Here is a 17,081-nt window from a genome sequence, read left to right on the forward strand (position 1 = left end):
GTCATGCAAATTTGGCTTGCCAATCCTCCAAGGCCACGAAACGGCCGTCCTCGACGACCGTGTAGTAAACGGTTTGCAGTCCCTGGCGGCGGTCCGGGCCGAAAGAAACCGCCTCGCCGACCCCGAGATCGAAGTCCCGCACCGAAAACACCGCTTCTTCCAGCCTTGCCCGATCGACCTCGCCGTCCAGCCGGCGGAGTATTTCCGCCAGGAGTTTGGCGTTGAGGAAGCCCTCCAGGCTGCCGAAACTGTGCGGGAAGGGCGCGTACTCCTCCTTGACCAGTTCCGGCGGAATCTGCGGATCGTAGCGGGCCATGAGATCGCGGTATTCGCGCACGGAGGGCAGCGACAGGTCCTCGTAACTCGGAACGACCTGGGAGTTGACCAGCAGGCGGGTGTAGGGCTCGCTGTCCTCGCGCTCCTCGGTCAGCAACTTGAGCATGTTCTCGCTGCCCACGAAGGACAGGTTGGCGATGGGAACCTCGAGACCCAGGTCGACGGCGTCGCGCGCGAACGCGGCGCAGGCCGCGTAGGCCCCGATGCAGACCACCGCGTCCGGCGAGGCCGACTTGAGGATTTCGACCTGGCGGCGCATCGTGCCCGTGTACGGCGCGCCGCGGCTGTAGGTGGCCTCGCCGGCGATGCGCAGGCCGTGCGGGGCCAGGGCCGCCCTGACGCCGGCCCAGCCGCTGCGGCCGTAGGCGTCCGCCTGGTAGAAGACGGCGATGCGCTCCTTGCCGATGCTCACGAAGTTGTTGACCAGGCCCGCGGTTTCCTGCGCGTAGGACGCCCTCAGATTGAAGGCGAAATCGCCGTACGGCGGCTGCCTCTGTGGCTGGGCGCCGGTGAACGGAAAGAACATGAAGATGTTCTCGTCCTGGAATTTCTTCAGCAGCGGCAGCACGCGCGTGACGGTGGGCGTGCCCACGTAGCCGAACAGCAGGAAGACCTGGTCCTCCAGCATCAGCTTCATCGTATTTTCCACGCAGGGGTCGGGCTGGTAACCGTCGTCGTACATCTTCAGCACGATCCTGCGGCCATTGATGCCGCCGGCCTCGTTGATACGGCTGAAATAAGCGCTTGCGCCACGATAGAGTTCGGTGCCCAGTCCCCGGGAAGGGCCGGAAAACGCGGCCGATACGCCGAGCACGATCTCGCCGGAGTACGGCGGGCCGCCCGAGCCGGTTGCCGCCGGGTCGGAGTCCGCCTGAAGGAAACGGCTCGCGGTCCCGCCGAGCGTCCTTCCCCACGGCGCCAGCACAGCGGCCGCCAATCCGTAACGGATAAGCTCCTTTCTCGTCAGCATGAGCGAATCCGGCGACTGCGCTGTCAGGAAACTCCCGGTTTCCGCCTGGGAAACATCAAGTCTGCTTCACGGTCCGGTCGCGAGCCGCCAGGCGCACATTGAGGAATTCCTCCGCTTCCCTGAGCCGCTTTGCATCGGGGTTGATGCGCTTGCCGTGCTGTATATCCTCGGCCGCCTTGTTCAGGTTTCCGGTCAGGGCATACAGCACGGCGCGATTGGAGTACGCATGCCAGTTGTTCGGCTTGAGCCTCAGGGACTCGTTGCAGTGCTCCAGCGCCTCGCGGAAATTGCCGCCCATCACGTAGCCCGCGCAAAGGTTGTTGTGCGCGGAAGACCGCGTGCGAATGCTGTGGGCCGCGCCCGCCGGCGCCCGCAATCCTTCCAGCGTCAAGCGGATACCCTCCTCGTAGTCGCCCAGGCGCAGCGCCAGGGCCCCATCGGAAAGTTTCGGGTCGGCCCCGAAAACAGACTGCGAAAGGGAACTCTGGGCCGCCGCCGGCGCCGATGCCGATGCAAGAAGCATCGCGCCTATCAGGCAGACGAAGCATGTGCGTATCGATATCGACATACGTATATCTTACGCTGCCTGCGGGTAAATTTCCGACAACGGCCGGCTGCGGCCGTCCGGCTGGACGATCCGGCAATGATCGCGGCGCAGCAGCCGCGGCTCGGCGACCCCGCAGGAGTGCGCGATGATCTTCAGTTCCTGCTCGATCCGGCGCTGGTAATTGGCCACGCTCACCGCCTTGGTGGGCGGATCGAGACCGCGTTGCAGCCGCCGGTTGTGGGTGGTGATGCCGGTGGGACAGGTGTTCTTGTTGCAGCGCATCGCCTGTATGCAGCCCAGTGCGAACATGAAGCCCCTGGCGGACACCGCAAAGTCCGCCCCGGCGCACAATGCCCAGGCCACCTCCGTGGGCGTGATCAGCTTGCCGCTGGCCACCACCCGCACGCGTTCGCGAAGGCCGTGGCGCTCGAGCGCGTCCACCAGCATGATCAGGCTCTCCCTCAAGACCATGCCCACGTTGTCCATCAGCGGCATCGGGGCCGCGCCCGTGCCGCCGTCGCCGGAGTCGACGGTAATGAAATCGGGCGCCGCGTCCGCCCCGCGCCGGTTGATCAGTTCGAACAGTTCGTCCAGCCACCGAGGGCTCCCGATCACGGCCTTGTAGCCGGTGGGTTTGCCGCCCACGTCCCGCACCCTGGCGATCATGTCCAGCAGTTCCCCGTTGTTGCTCACGTCGCGATGGCGGTTCGGACTTATCGCGTCCTCGCCGGCACGGATGCCGCGGATGCGGGCGATCTCCCCGGTCACCTTCGCGCCCGGCAGCATCCCGCCCTTGCCGGGTTTGGCGCCCTGGCTCAGCTTGATCTCGATCATCCTCACCTGCGGGTTCGAGCCGACTTCCCGGAGACGCTCCTCGCTGAGCGCGCCGTCGGGCGTGCGCACGCCGTTCTTGGCCGTGCCGAACTGAAACACGACGTCATTGCCGGCCTCCAGGTGCCAGGGCGAAAGCCCACCCTCGCCGGTGTTGATCCAGCATCCGGCCATCGCCGCGCCCTTCCCCAGCGCCGTGACCGCCGGCCTGGATATGGCCCCGAAACTCATTCCGGAAACGTGAAAGATGCGGTTGGTCGTGTAGGGGTTGGGACCGTCTGCGCCCACCGTCACCTTCGAGGTGTCGCGGCACTCCTCTTCCAGCAGGCCGAAGGGCGCGTTGGCGAAGATGGCCGTGCCCGGCCAGCGCGTTTCGCGGGTTGAACCGAATGGCACGGTCATGGAGCCGGCGCTGGAAGCACGGCCGACCCAGTTGCGCTGGGCCCGGTTGAACGGCATTTCCTCCCGGTCCATCGCGAACATGTACTGCCGCATGAACTCGCCCATGACCTCGAAAATCCGGCGGAAACGGCCGATGACCGGGTAATTTCGGCGAACGGCGTTGGCGGTCTGCGCAAGGTCCACGATCAGCAGCACCAACAGCACCAGCAGCGTGGTCCCGACCGCAAGCAGAAACAGGCGCGTCAGGAGTTCGACGGCTTGATCAACGAATTCCATCATGCTCAACCCCCATGCGGCCACCCGGTCACGGAAGGGGCGGCCTGGTGTGCTGTCCGACGGCACACAGTGGGCCTGGCAGGATTCGAACCTGCGACCAAGTGGTTATGAGCCACCTGCTCTTACCACTGAGCTACAGGCCCTCCGAAGGCCCGAAGTATAGCCGCTCCGGCTATTTTCGCCGGGCCGGCCCTGGCACTCCGGATCCGGTGTTGCGAGAAGCGCTGGGTGCGAAGGCGTCCCGCCTTCGTGGAGGGCGAGACGCCCTCCCCCCGACGTTCAGCGCCGGCGTTTGCGCCAGGCGCCGGGGCCGGTGTTACCCCTGATGGGATAAGAGTAGGGAAGCACGGCCAGCCGGGCGAGATGCTGGCGCTGCGGATCATCGGATCGCGCCGCCTCCAGCAGTTCGCTCCACACCTTGGGCCGATCGGCAAACCGGGCCTTCAGAATGCTTCCCGAGTGGGGAGCCAGACCCTGAATGTCGCCGAAATTCAGATCGCGCACGGGCTCTCCTTCCTGGCCTGCGGCGCCCAGCCAGAGCGACGAGAGCGTGTGCTTCTGCTGGGCGTCCTGGGTGAGCCAGGTCATCAGCGCCGCGCCGAACACCTGCTCGGCGGCCACGTTCCCGCGCATGCCCCGGTCCTCTCCCTCGCCGCTGTCGCGCACCGTCTCCGCCTTCTCGACGGCGCCGCGGGTAACGGTAACCAGCAGCAGCGGAACGCTGGCCACCAGATCGCGCTGCGAATCCGTCAATGCCCTTATTTCGGCGCACAACTTGTCGGGCAGCCCATACCTGCTTCCGGCTTTGTCGCGGTCAAGTCGAGCAATCAAATCGACAAAGCGACGGTTGATTTCGAAGATCTCTTCCAGTCGCTTTCGTTCTTCTGATTCGTCTGCCATTCGTTACTCCTTGCGGGTTCGACATATTGTCGTTGTTTTTCTTTCCTTTACTATTCAGACAAACACCGCGTTCGCGATCAACCCCGAAAAAGTGGCCTAATTGCCCAATTTTTCGATTGCATTCGCAGTTGGAATTCGGTAGAAAGCCTGCCCCATGCGCGTCACGCAAAGCCGTTATGACGGCGAACTGGACCGTTTCCATCTGGCCATCCGCATGCTCGGCCTGCAGGCCCGTACGAGCACAATCGGGCGGTACACGGGCCTTTCGAGCGACCGCATACGAAAGGCTTATGTCAGCTACGTGGCCGAGCACGGCAAGAACAGGCTGCCCCGGCGCAAGCGGGGCCGGCCGCCCAGCCGCGTGGCCCATTTCTTCAAGACCCGCCACCGGCATTGCGAATCGACCGTGCTGGTTTCGCTGTTCATGCACGCCGGACTGCTCGTGCCCGACGGCCCGGCCCGCTGCATGGTGCCGAGCACGCTGAGCCTGCTGTCGCAGGGGCGCCGCCTGTGCGACGCCTACGAAATGCACCGCCGCATGATGCCCGGCGGAGAAATGTCGCTGGAACTCGCCGCCACCCTGCTTCGCGCCCTGGGGGAGACGCACGAACTCGTGATCACCGAGTGCGATTACTGCGGCGCGTTATATGTCCACGACGCGTACGCCCTCGACTACGGGCGCAGCCCATTCTGCGATCCGCCCTGGCCGGGCGGGCGGACGCAGTTTCAGGAGCGCTAGCGGTCCCGGCTACCCGGCCAGTTCGGCCACGAAAGCGTCGAAGCTGCGCAGGGAATGGCCGACCGCCTCCTGTGACGCGGCCACCTCGGCTTCGCTGGCCGCGGGGCCATGTGCCTGCTGGGCCAGGAACATCTTCTTGAGCGATTCCAGCAACCAGGGCGCGAGGAAGGCCTTGACCGACTCGCCCCATTTCTCCACGTCGTCGCCGCCGTAGAAGACCTCGCGCCCGAAGTGCCTGGCGTAGACGGCAGCGGCGCCGGGGCCGCTGATCGTGTCCGGGCCGTGCAGGTCGTATTCCGCCCCGTTGTGCCCGTCTTCCGTCAATGCGCGCACCGCGCAGTCGGCGATATCGCGGGTGTCAACGCGGTTCTGGCCGATCGTCCCGATGGGCATCGGATAGACGCCGAAGTCCTTGACGACGCGCACCACCGACAGATCGGTCTGGTTGAAGTAACTCGGGCGCAGGATCGTGTACTCCGCGCCGCTTTCCCTGATCGCCGCCTCGATGGGCAGTTTGCTGCGGCTGTGCGGAATCGGGGGTTCCTGGTCCGGGTTGTGCACCGACAGGTAGACGATTCTCCCGACGCCGGCCGCCTTCGCCGCGTTGACGGCGTTCAAGCCGCGCTGCGTCTCCGTTTCGCCGTTGGCGGTGATCAGGAAAAACCGGTCCACGCCGTCGAAAGCCGCATCCAGGCCGCTGCCCGTTTCCAGATCCGCCACGGCCCCTTCCGCGCCTTGCGGAAGGTCGCCGAGCTTGTCTTCCGAGCGGCTCAGCGCGCGCACCGTTTCACCCGAGGAAAGCAGGGCCGCCACCGTCGGGCGGCCGACATTGCCGGTCGCGCCGGCTACGAGAATGGTCATATGAGGAGGTTCCGTCTGACTGCAGGAAATCGCACGGTACATGTTATAAACACGGTCGCAGCATCGCAAGGAATGAGCATCCTGACCGACATTGAAAACCGGGCCGGCCTTGCCCGCGTCACCTGCGGCTGGAAGAAGCCGGAACTGCCGCTTTCCTGGGTGCGCCGCTACTGGCGGGACGTCCACAGTCCCGCCATTTCACGCCGTGCCGGAATCTACGACTACCGGCACTACCAGTACGACGAGGTCGATCCCGCGCTGTTCGGCGCGGTCGGAGGCGTCGAGCTGGAATGCACTCCCGGCGAGCAACTCATGTGGAATTCGGACGTCCGCTACCTGGACGAGGCCGGCCTGGCGGCTTTCGACGCCACACCGCCGCCCGAAGTGAAGCCCCACCTGCTCGGCGACATCGATCTCATCGTTGACAGGAGCACGACCTATCGCGCCGTGGGGTCGAACGCCCTCACGCTGGTGGACCGCACGGCCGACGCCACGCCCCAGGGCCCGCCGGCCAGGCCGTCTTACGCGCTGTTCATGCGCCGGCGCGCTGACGAATCCTCGTTTCGGGAATGCGTCCGGACCCTGGCCCGGAGCTGGTCGGAGTTCGATGGGGTGCTTCGGGTGCGCATGAGCCTTTTCGAAGTCCCGGACATGGAGGCCGAGCGCAGGGCCGGTTATCCGATCAGGACGCATCCGGTGGAACAGCAATACCAGGCCACGGTTGAAATCGTGCTGAGCGAGCGTGAGGTGGGCCGGGAGCTGCTTGGCGACCGGGTGGAAGTCGACCGGGCAGGCCCGATCCGCACGATTCATGCCTATCCGATCGCGGCCTGTTACACGAGCGTGTACGCCGGCCGGCCGACCCTCGTCGGGCTGCGCGGATATGCCGCCCATCGGGCCATACGGGCGCTGGACGCGGAAAACCAGACCGAACCCGGCCTGCTGGAATGGATGTACGGCGCGGTGGCGCGCGACGGCGCGTCCGGAGAGGACGCGTGAACCCCACGGTGGCCGAGCGGCTGGTGGCGTTTGCGCAGGAACATGCCCGAGACGGCGTCCCGGGTGACGTCCGCCACGAGGCGAAACGCCTGTTGCTGAATCAGCTCAAGGCTTCGGTGGGCGCGACCGATCACGAAGTGGTCCGCATACTCAACGACTGGGGCGGCGCAACCGGCGGCTACGGAAAAGCGCAGGCGCTGTGGCTGGGGACCCGCCTCGAACCGGCCCGCGCGGCGATGGTGAACGGCGCCCTGTTCGAGGTGCTGGATTTTCACGACACCTACATTCCCTGCTACATGCACGCCACGTCCGCGGTCCTGCCCGCGGCGCTGGCGGCCGCCCAGTCCGGCGGCAACAGCGGCCGTGAGATGGTGGACGCGCTGGCGCTGGGCATCGAAGTGGAACTGGCCTGCGCCCGCATGCTGATGCCCACAGGCTACTACCGCGGCTTCGTGCCGGCGGGACTGACGGGCGGAGTGGGCGCGGCCGCCGCCTGCTCCCTGCTGGCGGGACTGGACGGCGAGCGCATGCGCAACGCGCTGGCCATCGCCATGTGCACGGCGTTCGGCACCTACGAGTCGGTGGGGAGCATGACGCTGTCCTACATCACCGGCGCCACGGCCATGTCGGGTCTGACCGCGGCCGAACTGGCCGGACGCGGCATGGACGCCCCCGCGACCGCCTTCGAGGGCGACAAGGGAATGCGTGAGTCGTACTCGGACGAACCGGCGGAGAAGATCGGGGAAATCCTGGACTCGCTCGGAAAACCCTGGTGCATCCACGGCCAGAGCTACAAGTCGGTGCCCACCGAAACCATCACCCACGCCCCCATCGAATGCGCGCTTGCGTTGCTGCCGAGGACGAAAGGCCGGGAAGTCGCCAGGGTGCGCATCCTGGTCGAGCCCATCGTCGTGGACATCTGCGACGAACGCATGGAGCGCTTCGGCGATCCGCACAGCGAACTCACGGCGCGCTTCGACCTCTGTTTCTGCGTCGCGGCGGCCTGGCGGCGAGGCCGCTTCACGCTGGACGAGATGCGCGAGGCCGCCTACACCGATCCCGATATCCTGGCGCTGCGCTCGCGAGTGGAACTCGTGCGCGACGAGACCCGCGAGAGTTTCGACGGCTGCTCGATGGAAGTCGAGTTCACCGACGGAACGACCGAGTCAACCTCGGTGGATGCGTTCCTCGGCAGCCCAAGCCGGCGGATGAGCGACGAGGAACTGGCCGCGATCTTTCGCGCCGCGGCCGACCGCGTATTGCCCGCGGGCCGGGCCGATGAAATCCTGGCCGCGGTGTGGGACCTGGAATCCGCCCCCGGCACCGATGGCATGATGGCGCTTTGCCGACTGACCTGAACCGCTCGCCATGACGACCCTTTCACTTTCCCACGGAGAGACCATCTGGTACCGGCGCGTCGGTGGCGGCGTTCCGGTGCTTCACATCCACGGATCGGCGTTCGGCCACCGCAATTTCGAGCGCCTGACGCCATTCGTCTCGGCCGACTTCGAGGTCATCGATTTCGACCTGCCCGGTTACGGGAAGAGCACCGGCGAGCCCAGGGAAGGCGGACTGGAAGGCATTGCCGAACAGGTCCGTGATTTCATCGACGCGCTGGAACTTGCGCCGGTGCACGTACACGGCACGTCGTTCGGCGCCATGGTGGCCCTGGTCCTGGCCGCGAACCATCCGCGCTCGGTCGACCGGCTGGTGCTGAGCTGCTTTGTGGCCCGCTACGACAATGCGGCCCGCGTGATGCGCTCCACCTGGCGAAGGGCCGCGCGCGACAGCGGCATGGCGGCCGTTTCCGACCTGACCGCCGTGGCCGGCTTCGGAAGGGCGTTCTACGAGCGGGAGGAGTGCGAAGCCCAGCTGGCCTCGATGCGCGAGGCGTTCAGCCGGACCGACCCCGAGGCCTTTGTGCGCGGCACGAAAATGCTGGAGGAGGTGGATCTGAGTCCCTGGGCCCGCAGGGTCCGCGCGCCCACGCTCCTGATCGCGGGGGAAGAGGACAACATGACGCCCTTCACCCCGGCCGACAGCGGAATCGGCTTCTCCAGGATCCGGCACATGATTCCCGGCTGCGAACTCGTCACGGTGCCCGACAGCGGCCACTACCTCGTGATCGAACAACCGGAAGCCACGGCGGCCCTGGTCAGGAAATTCCTTCAGGCCGCCCCTGCGTTCACGTCGGCCGGTCGCCCTTGATCGTGACGCGCCGCCCCTTGCGCCGTTCGGGCCGGTAGTCCCAGATCGCCCGGTGCATCGCGCAGCGGTTGTCCCAGAATGCGACGTCGTTGCGCTCCCAGCGATACCTGATCTGAAAGTCGATGCCTTCGCAGTGATCGAAGAGAAATCCAAGCAGCGCTTCGCTCTCGGCCGCTTCGAGTTCGTTGATCCGGGTCGTGAACGTGCGGTTTACGTACAGCGCCTTTCGGCCGGTTTCCGGGTGCGTACGGACGACCGGGTGAGTCGCGCTTGGATATTCCTTGCCGGTGTCGTCCACGCCCCGATCGGAGTAGCGCTCGCGGTAAACGTGCTCGGATTCGTGCAGGGCGCTCAGTCCCTCGAGCATCCGCTTCATCGGCTCCGATAGAGCGTCATAGGCCGCGTACATATTGGCGAAAAGCGTGTCGCCGCCCACCGGCGGGAGGATGTGCAGTTGCAGGATCGTGCCGAGCGGCGGCACTTCGTCGCAGGACACGTCGGAGTGCCAGAATTCGCCGTTGGCGATCTTCGAGTCCCTGCTCACGTAGATTTCGAAGATCTCGGGAAAGCCCGCCATCTGTGGGGCGGCGGGGTGCATGTGCAGCTCGCCGAACATCCTGCCGATTTCGATCTGGGTTCGCGGGGCAATCTCCGTCTGGTCCTTGAAGAACAGCACCTGGTGCGCGAGCAGGGCCGCGCGAACCCGCTCGTAGGTTGCGGGATCGAGGCCGTCCGCGAGATCGACGCCCCTGACTTCGGCGCCGAGCGCGGGCGCGTAGGGCCTGATGTCGAGTGCCGGGCCGGCGCCGTCACGGGTTGTTCGCGCATTGGAAAAGCGTTTCGGCATTCTCGATATGGTAGCCGCGCGTCTATCCCGCCCTGCAGGCGTCCCCTTCTTCCCGGAGACGCCATCCTGGCTCGATTCTCGCTGTCCCTGCTCCAACGCTCCTGGAAGAAGGGGACGCCTGCAGGGCTACGGCAGTGCCAACCGTAGCCGCGGGCCGTATCATGGAATTCCTTCAGCGTGATGCCGGGGAGGACACGTGAAGCCCGACAAGCAGCCGCATTCAGCCCCATCAGACCGGGAGGAACCGGCGCCCGTCAACCGCAGGGAATTCGTTTCGTCGGCAGTGGCGGCCGGACTGGCCGCGGCGGGAGCCGGGGCCGCCGGCACGGCGTCGGCACGACAGGCGACCGGCGATGCGCAGCCGCCCGGCGCACTGCCGCCCACGGCCGCCCAGGAGGCGATGGAATCGGAAATACCGGACGGCTACAGCGCCGGACAGGCGCGCGAGTATTTCGTCAGCAATCCGGGTTCCGATTTCATGCTGGATGTCATCCGGCGGCTAGGCCTGGAATACATCGCCACCAATCCGGGTTCCAGCTTCCGCGGACTGCAGGAATCCATCGTCAATTACGGCGGCAACCAGTCGCCCGAACTGCTGACCTGCGTGCACGAGGAACAGGCGGCGGCCATGGCCCATGGCTACTACAAGGTCGGCGGAAAGCCCATGGGCGTGCTCTGCCACGGCACCGTGGGACTGCAGCACGCTTCCATGGCGGTCTACAACGCCTGGTGCGACCGGGCGCCGATGATGCTGCTCGCGGGCAACCACCTGGAGGCGACGGAGCGGCGGGCGGGCGTGGAGTGGTCGCATTCCGCGCAGGACTGCGTTCGGGTCATACGGGACTACATCAAGTGGGACGACATGCCGCTTTCCCTGCAGCACTACGCCGAATCCATGGCCCGCGGCCTGAAGATCGCGATGACGCCGCCGGCGGGGCCCGTGGCAGTGGTGCTGGACGGGCATCTGCAGGAGGCCGAGGCAGGCGATCGGGACCTCGGTCCAATCGCCGTTCCCCTTAACCGGCCGCCCACCGGCGACGAGGCCGCGGTCGCCGAGGCGGCACGCTGGCTGCTGGAAGCGGAATCGCCGGTGATCGTGGCGGACCTGATGGCCCGTGACCAGGAGGGCGTGGAGCGGCTCGTCGCGCTGGCCGAAGCCCTGCAGGCTCCGGTGATCAACCAGTTCGGGCGCATGAATTTCCCCAACACGCACCATCTCTCGCAGGGAGCGGTTGCGGTGGCCCAGGCCGACGTCGTGCTCGGGCTGGAGCTCTTCGACGTCTGGGGCGTGATCAATACCGTGCGCGACCGGGTCCACCGGGACAGCGTGCGCAAGGCGCGGCCGGACGCCCGCGTGATCAGCATCGGGTCCGGCGAGCTGTTCACGAAGTCCAACTACCAGAGTTTCCAGCGTTTCTATCCGTCGGACCTTTCCATCGCCGGGGACGCGCAGGCCACGTTGCCGCTGCTGACCGAGGCCGTGCTCTCGGGGATGACGCCTGCGCGGCGCGCAAGCAACGAGGCGAGGGAAGCCCGCTGGCGGGAGACCCATTCGCTCGCCCGCGGCCAGGCCCTGGACGACGCGCGCTACGGCTGGAACGCGATTCCGGTAAGCACCGCCCGCCTCTACGCCGAACTGTGGCAGGTGGTCAAGGACCGGGACTGGGCGCTGGTCTCGGACGACGGCGCACAGAGCCGCTGGGCCCGGCGGCTGTGGCCCATCGAAAGGCACTACCAGTACATCGGCCGTTCGGGCGGCGCCGGTCTCGGCTACGGCGCTCCGGCGGCGGTCGGCGCGGCGCTGGCCCACCGCCCCGAAGGCCGGTTCGCGGTCAACGTGCAGAAGGACGGCGACATGATGTACACGCCGGGCGCGTTCTGGACCGCCGCCCATCACGGCATTCCGCTGCTGACGGTGACCCACAACAACCAGGGCTATCACCAGGAATACATGCACCTGCAGCGCATGGCGGCGCGGCGTCAGCGCGGAATCGAAAGCAGTTGGCGGGTGGGAAACGAATTGCGCAATCCCGACATCGACCTGGCCGGCATTGCCCGCGCCACGGGCGTGTGGGCCGAAGGGCCGATTCTGGATCCGGCCGATCTGGGCCCGGCTTTGGCCCGCGCCGCGGAGGTCGTCGACAGCGGAGAGCCGGCGTTCGTGGACGTTCGCTGTCAGCCGAGATGAGCGCGCGTTCGCGGATTCCCCGGCCGCGGGGCCTTGCCGTCCCGGTGCTGGTGCTGTGGACGCTGGGTTCCGCGCTTGCGTGGTCCGACGAGCCGGGCGGCGATGTCCAGCAAGGCCTTGCGCTGTATATCAGCCAGCAGTGCTGGCAGTGCCACGGCTATGAAGGACAGGGAGGCGTGGCCGGCGTCCGGCTCGCTCCGACACTTTTGCCCTTTGAAGCATTCGCGCGGCTGGTCCGGTTCACGAACCTGATGCCGGCCTATTCGCCGAAGGTGCTCAGCGACGAGCAGCTCCGGCTGATCTATGCCTATGTGCGCTCCATTCCGGAACCGCCGCCGCTGGAAGAGATTCCCGAACTGGACTTCGACTAGATCGCGCAGTTCGTCGCGTCGAATCCGTAGACCCACTCGGTGCTGGCGGCGCGCTGCCGTTTCTTGTCGCCGGTCAGGCGCTGGTACAGGTTCGTCTGCGCCCTGGATTGCAGGATGACGCGCGCCGTGCGTTCGCTCCGCACCGCCTGGTAGCGGGAGAGCGCCACGTCGAGGTCGTCGAAGGCCTCGATGCAGCGCGCCAGGACCGCGGCGTCCTCGATCGCCATGGCCGAGCCCTGCGCCATGAAGGGCAGCATGGGATGGGCCGCGTCGCCCAGCAGCGCGATGCGCCCGTAAACCCATTGCTCCAGCGGGTCGCGGTCGAACAGGCCCCACTTGTAAAGCGCGTCCGCTGGGGTTGCCGACAGCAGGGACTGCACGTCCGGATGCCAGCCGGCGAATTCTCCCTGCACTTCTTCCAGCCGCGCGGGCCGGTTCCAGCCCTCCTCCGCCCATTCCTGCTGCGCGGCGATGGCCACGTAGTTGACAAGCGAACCTCCGCGCAGCACGTATTGCACGATGTGCCGGTCCTCGCCGATCCACACGACCGACGCTTTGTCGGTTGCGCGTTCCGGCAAACCCAAGGCGGGCGCCAGCGCGCGCCACGCGACCTGCCCGCGGAACCGCGGCTGGGTATGTTCGACAAGCTGCGCCCGCATCGTCGAATGCACACCGTCGCACGCCACCAGCAGACTGCCCTCCGCCGAGGCGCCGTTGTCGAATCGCACAGTGGCGCCTGCGCCGTCCTGCGCGCAGCCCGTCGCCCGGTGTGCGGCGTAAAGGTCCGTGCCGCCCTGGTCCTTCACGGCGGCGAGCAGCGCGTCCAGCAGATCGCTGCGGTGGATGTGCAGCCAGGGAGCGCCGTAGGTCGATTCCATGCCGTGAGCCAATGGCGCGTCGCCCATCAGCGCCGCGTCGTCGAAACGCCGGTAGCGGGAAGCGGGCGGACGCATGCCGGTTCGATCCAGGGCCGCGCCCAGACCGAGATGGCGCAGCACCCGCGTTGCGTTGGGCGTCAGCATGATGCCCGCGCCGATTTCTCCGAACGCCGGGGCCTGCTCGTAGAGCCGCACGGAATGCCCGGCGCGGGTCAGGGCCAGCGCGCACGTCAGGCCCCCGATCCCGCCGCCCACAATGAGGACGTGCCCGGCCTTCATCACGCCCGGGCCGCGCCTAGCCCTTCAGCAGGAAGCCGGCGATCGCCTCGTGGATCCTGTGCCGGGCCGGCTGCAGATGCGCGTAGTCCCCGCCGCCCGGCACCAGGACCAGGGCCTTGTCCTCGGCCGGCAGCCTCTCGAAGTACTCGGCCCGCTGTATTCCGCCGTGCATGTACGCGGCCTTGCCCGCGCCGCTGCCGTAGATCATCAACACAGGACAGGCCAGCGCCTCCGGGTCGGCCGCGATGCTGCCGCGCGCGTTCTCGCGCCGGATGCCGTTGGGCGAACGCGGCTCGTGCTCGACCGCGTAATCCGCCAGCGCGCGTCGCATGTCTTCCGACCCGTACTGCGCTTCACGTTCGAAGAAGTAGTCCCAGCCCCCGCGCCACCAGGGCTCTTCCGGCTCGAACGGAATCAGGTTGCCGCCGCCCAGCGCAGGATCGAGCAGGACCATGCGGGCGACGCGGCCGGGGTTCTGCTCGCCGTAGCGGGCCACGATGCGCCCGCCCCAGGACCAGCCCAGCAGGTGCGGCCGCGGGTGGCCCTCGGCCGCCAGCCAGTCCATGACGCTGGCCAGGTCCTCGATCGCCGCGTCGGTATCAACGGTCAGCGGATCATCGGGAGCGTCGGACTGCCCGTATCCGCGCAGCGCAAAGGTCACGGCGCCCAGGCTGCGAGCGGCCAGCGCGTCCATCAGCGAATAGTCCTCGCCGCCCGGAAAACTGAAATCGAAGCCGGCCTGTCCGGTCAGGTTCGCCCCCTGCACCAGCACCACCACGTTGGAGGGCCGCTTATCGAGGCCTGTGCTTCTCGCCGACAGCTTCCCCACCGGCCCGGGAATGAAGAAATCGGTGCGCCGCGCCATCGCCGCTCCTGCGAAGCTGATCGCGCGAGATGATACATTCGCAGTCCTTGATCGCTTCCCGGGGGAGAGTTACATGAATAGACGCGATGTGCTGCAGGCATCCGCAATGGCGGTCTCCGCCGGCATTCTCGCGGGCACGTCGTCCAGCGGGCGGGCGGCCCAGGCGAAGCCGCAAGTCCAGCAGGGTTCCCTTCTGACGCCGCTGGACGAATCGAACCCGCTGGAGGCAAAGATCGTCGTATTCACGACGGTTTCGCCGGACGTGGACGCCAGCATCCGCTTCTACACAGAAGTGATCGAAATGGAACTCGCCGACGAGGGCACGCTGCCGGCCGACGTCACGACGGCGCCCGGCGCCGGACAGGCCGGCAGGCGCTACGCGGTCCTGCAAATGCCCGAACCCTCGATCAGCGCGCAGGTCCGGGTGCTCGAAGCGCCGCAGGGGGCTGCGGCCAACCGTCCGCGGCCCGATTCCGGCCCCTGGGACCCCGGCCTGCTCGTCATGGAGGGCGTAACCCGCGATCCGGCCGAGTCCTACCATCGCCTTGCGTCGGCGAACACGCCGGTAATCTCTCCGCCGCGCTACTACTTTTTCCGCAACTCGACCTGGGGCCGCGACGTGGACGTGATGAGCTACGCGGCTTTCGGTCCGGGTGGAGAACAGATGTTCATTACCGCCGACGTGCGCGGCGACCGGGCCGAGTGGACGCTGCCGAAACTGCATTCCGGGTTCGCCAATGCGGCGATCACCAGCCTCGACCAGCGCCCGGTGGACGCGTTTTACGAGCAGGCGCTCGGGCTCAGGCGCACCTCCCAGATGGAGTGCTTCCAGCGCAACACCAACGAGCTGATCGGGGCGCCGCACGACAGCTATTTCCTCTGGGGCAACGTGGGCGCCGGAGTCAGCATCGAAGTCTGGGAGTTCAAGGCGGCCTCCGGAACGCTTTACCCCACTTCGCTGGACCGGACCGGCCTTGCGATGATGACGATGCGCGTCAGCGACCCGTCCCGGATCCGCGAAATGTGCGAAGCGAACGGCATCGAGCCCGTGGGCGAAGGCGCGCTGCCGATCCCCGGCAACCCCGAACCCGAAGGTTTCACGCTGCGCGGCGCCGTCGGCGAACTGATCGAAGTCATTGCCTGAGCGTCCCACGCCGGGAGCGAGGGCATGACCCTCGCAGCGTCTCGCCTTCCCCGAGGGCGGGACGCCCTCGCCCCCAGGGACGCCCTCGCCCCCAGGGACGCCCTCGCTCCCGGGGACGGGTTCTCCGCCTCGTGCGGATACCGGCGCTATGTTCTCGGTCTGCTGCTGATCGTAATGACGCTCAACTACGCCGATCGCTACGTGATCGGCATTCTGCTGCCGCAGATCAAGATCGACCTGGCGCTGAGCGACACCCAGATCGGGTTCATCACCGGCGCCGCGTTCACGGTCTTCTACGCGCTGCTCGGCGTTCCCATCGCCAGCCTCGCCGACCGCCGGTCGCGCCGCAGGATCATCGCCGCGGCGCTGGCGCTGTGGAGCCTGATGACCTGCCTGTGCGGACTGGCCCGGTCGTTCGCGCAACTGGCGGTCTTCCGGGTGCTCGTGGGTATCGGCGAGGCGGGCTGCACGCCGCCGTCACATTCTCTGATATCCGACTATTTCTCTCCCAAGGAGCGCGCCATGGCGATGGCCGTGCTCGGCCTGGGCTCGTCCGTGGGCGTGTTCGTGGCCTTCCTGATCGGCGGCTGGATCACCGACGCCTATGGCTGGCGCGTCACGCTGGTGGCCTTCGGCGCCCCGGGCGTCCTGATCGCGCTGGTGGTTTATCTGACCCTGCGCGATCCGCCGCGCGGGCACAGCGAAGGCCTCGAGGTTGCGGAGAAGGCGCCGCGGATGTACCCGGCATTCCGCAGCCTGTGGTCAAAAGGCACGTTCCGCTACATGGTCCTGGGCGGCAGCCTGTACGGCATGGTCAGCACCGCGCTGCTGGCCTGGCTGCCGTCCTTCTACACCCGCACCCACGGACTGGAAGTCGCCGCCGTCGGCACCTGGCTGGCCTTCACCAAGGCCCTGCCCCACGCCGCCGGCACCCTGCTGGGCGGGCTGTTGGCCAGCCGGCTCGCGAAGTACGGAGCGAAGCCGCCCATCTATCTCTGCGCAGCCGTCCAGGCCCTGGCCGCGCCCTTCTATGCCCTCGTGCTCCTGGCCCCCGACCCTACGGCCGCGCTGCTGTGGCTCATCGTGCCGGCCTGCGTGGGCGTGATGCAGGGGCCGGTGCTGTTCGCCACCATCCAGGGCGTCGCGGAAGTCCGCACCCGGGCGGTCGCCTCGGCCCTGATGATCCTGATCATCAACCTGATCTCCGGCGTTATCGGCCCGCAATCGGTGGGCGTGGCCAGCGACTTGCTCGCGGGTTCGCTGGGCGCCAATTCGCTGGGCGTGTCGCTGCTGATCGTGTCCGTCACATGCAGCGTCGGCTCGGCCGCCCTGTTCTACCTCGCGTCCCGCAGCATCGAACAAGACCTCCAGCACTAGCCGCGGGCGCGCATCAGGATTATGCTTTGATGCTTTCCTGTATGATGCTATTATGCTTCCGAC

16 protein-coding genes and 1 tRNA gene are annotated in these 17,081 nt (G+C 67.0%); 8 read left to right on the forward strand and 9 right to left on the reverse strand.

Annotated features, from left to right (window positions below):
• Window position 1 precedes the first annotated feature (1 nt).
• The 5 genes from F4036_05085 to F4036_05105 form a co-directional block, all read right to left on the reverse strand.
• Window positions 2-1,306: an ABC transporter substrate-binding protein gene (locus tag F4036_05085; GenBank protein ID MYK37118.1), complete on the reverse strand. Its 1,305-nt coding sequence runs from the start codon at window positions 1,304-1,306 to the stop codon at window positions 2-4.
• A gap of 55 nt (window positions 1,307-1,361) precedes the next feature.
• Window positions 1,362-1,874 (reverse strand): tetratricopeptide repeat protein, encoded by a 513-nt coding sequence (locus F4036_05090; GenBank protein MYK37119.1) that lies wholly within the window; start codon window positions 1,872-1,874, stop codon window positions 1,362-1,364.
• A gap of 9 nt (window positions 1,875-1,883) precedes the next feature.
• Complete coding sequence (locus F4036_05095; GenBank protein ID MYK37120.1) at window positions 1,884-3,365, reverse strand: FMN-binding glutamate synthase family protein; 1,482 nt, start codon at window positions 3,363-3,365, stop codon at window positions 1,884-1,886.
• 67 nt (window positions 3,366-3,432) lie between these two features.
• Window positions 3,433-3,505: transfer RNA gene (locus F4036_05100), tRNA-Ile, on the reverse strand.
• 136 nt (window positions 3,506-3,641) lie between these two features.
• Complete coding sequence (locus tag F4036_05105; GenBank protein ID MYK37121.1) at window positions 3,642-4,262, reverse strand: hypothetical protein; 621 nt, start codon at window positions 4,260-4,262, stop codon at window positions 3,642-3,644.
• A gap of 154 nt (window positions 4,263-4,416) precedes the next feature.
• Here F4036_05105 and F4036_05110 point away from each other — a divergent pair, with 154 nt between their 5' ends.
• Window positions 4,417-5,001 (forward strand): hypothetical protein, encoded by a 585-nt coding sequence (locus F4036_05110; GenBank protein ID MYK37122.1) that lies wholly within the window; start codon window positions 4,417-4,419, stop codon window positions 4,999-5,001.
• Window positions 5,002-5,010: 9 nt separating this feature from the next.
• Here F4036_05110 and F4036_05115 read toward each other — a convergent pair whose 3' ends face one another.
• Window positions 5,011-5,904, reverse strand: a complete 894-nt coding sequence (locus F4036_05115) for an NAD(P)H-binding protein (GenBank protein ID MYK37123.1) — start codon at window positions 5,902-5,904, stop codon at window positions 5,011-5,013.
• Window positions 5,905-5,934: 30 nt separating this feature from the next.
• Between F4036_05115 and F4036_05120 the strand changes: the two genes are divergently transcribed.
• The 3 genes from F4036_05120 to F4036_05130 are packed head-to-tail and all read left to right on the forward strand — an operon-like array spanning window position 5,935 to window position 9,069.
• The gene (locus F4036_05120; GenBank protein ID MYK37124.1) at window positions 5,935-6,861 is read left to right on the forward strand and encodes a hypothetical protein; all 927 of its coding nucleotides are present in this window, start codon (window positions 5,935-5,937) and stop codon (window positions 6,859-6,861) included.
• Window positions 6,810-8,219: an MmgE/PrpD family protein gene (locus F4036_05125; protein MYK37125.1), complete on the forward strand. Its 1,410-nt coding sequence runs from the start codon at window positions 6,810-6,812 to the stop codon at window positions 8,217-8,219. The genes F4036_05120 and F4036_05125 overlap by 52 nt, the downstream gene beginning before the upstream one ends.
• A 10-nt stretch (window positions 8,220-8,229) precedes the next feature.
• On the forward strand, window positions 8,230-9,069 hold the full coding sequence (locus tag F4036_05130; GenBank protein MYK37126.1) for an alpha/beta fold hydrolase: 840 nt from the start codon (window positions 8,230-8,232) through the stop codon (window positions 9,067-9,069).
• On the opposite strand, the gene F4036_05135 is transcribed toward F4036_05130, so the two are convergent.
• On the reverse strand, window positions 9,047-9,916 hold the full coding sequence (locus tag F4036_05135) for a taurine dioxygenase (protein ID MYK37127.1): 870 nt from the start codon (window positions 9,914-9,916) through the stop codon (window positions 9,047-9,049). The genes F4036_05130 and F4036_05135 overlap by 23 nt on opposite strands.
• A 196-nt stretch (window positions 9,917-10,112) precedes the next feature.
• On the opposite strand from F4036_05135, the gene F4036_05140 reads away from it, so the two are divergent.
• Window positions 10,113-12,104 carry a thiamine pyrophosphate-binding protein gene (locus F4036_05140; protein ID MYK37128.1) on the forward strand — a complete coding sequence of 664 codons (1,992 nt, stop codon included), beginning with the start codon at window positions 10,113-10,115 and terminating at the stop codon, window positions 12,102-12,104.
• Window positions 12,101-12,475 carry a cytochrome c gene (locus F4036_05145; protein ID MYK37129.1) on the forward strand — a complete coding sequence of 125 codons (375 nt, stop codon included), beginning with the start codon at window positions 12,101-12,103 and terminating at the stop codon, window positions 12,473-12,475. The genes F4036_05140 and F4036_05145 overlap by 4 nt, the downstream gene beginning before the upstream one ends.
• Here the strand turns inward: F4036_05145 and F4036_05150 are convergent.
• Together F4036_05150 and F4036_05155 are read right to left on the reverse strand one after the other, a co-directional pair.
• Window positions 12,472-13,632 carry an FAD-dependent oxidoreductase gene (locus F4036_05150; protein ID MYK37130.1) on the reverse strand — a complete coding sequence of 387 codons (1,161 nt, stop codon included), beginning with the start codon at window positions 13,630-13,632 and terminating at the stop codon, window positions 12,472-12,474. The two genes, F4036_05145 and F4036_05150, sit on opposite strands and share 4 nt — an antisense overlap.
• A gap of 16 nt (window positions 13,633-13,648) precedes the next feature.
• On the reverse strand, window positions 13,649-14,497 hold the full coding sequence (locus F4036_05155) for an alpha/beta hydrolase (protein ID MYK37131.1): 849 nt from the start codon (window positions 14,495-14,497) through the stop codon (window positions 13,649-13,651).
• 73 nt (window positions 14,498-14,570) lie between these two features.
• Here F4036_05155 and F4036_05160 point away from each other — a divergent pair, with 73 nt between their 5' ends.
• Window positions 14,571-15,641 carry a VOC family protein gene (locus tag F4036_05160; protein MYK37132.1) on the forward strand — a complete coding sequence of 357 codons (1,071 nt, stop codon included), beginning with the start codon at window positions 14,571-14,573 and terminating at the stop codon, window positions 15,639-15,641.
• Between the two features lie 24 nt (window positions 15,642-15,665).
• A complete protein-coding gene (locus tag F4036_05165; protein ID MYK37133.1) occupies window positions 15,666-17,018 on the forward strand; it encodes an MFS transporter in 1,353 nt (450 codons plus the stop codon).
• Window positions 17,019-17,081 lie beyond the last annotated feature (63 nt).

The sequence above is a fragment of the Gammaproteobacteria bacterium genome (assembly GCA_009845905.1).
Taxonomy (GTDB): Bacteria; Pseudomonadota; Gammaproteobacteria; order Steroidobacterales; family Foliamicaceae; genus Foliamicus.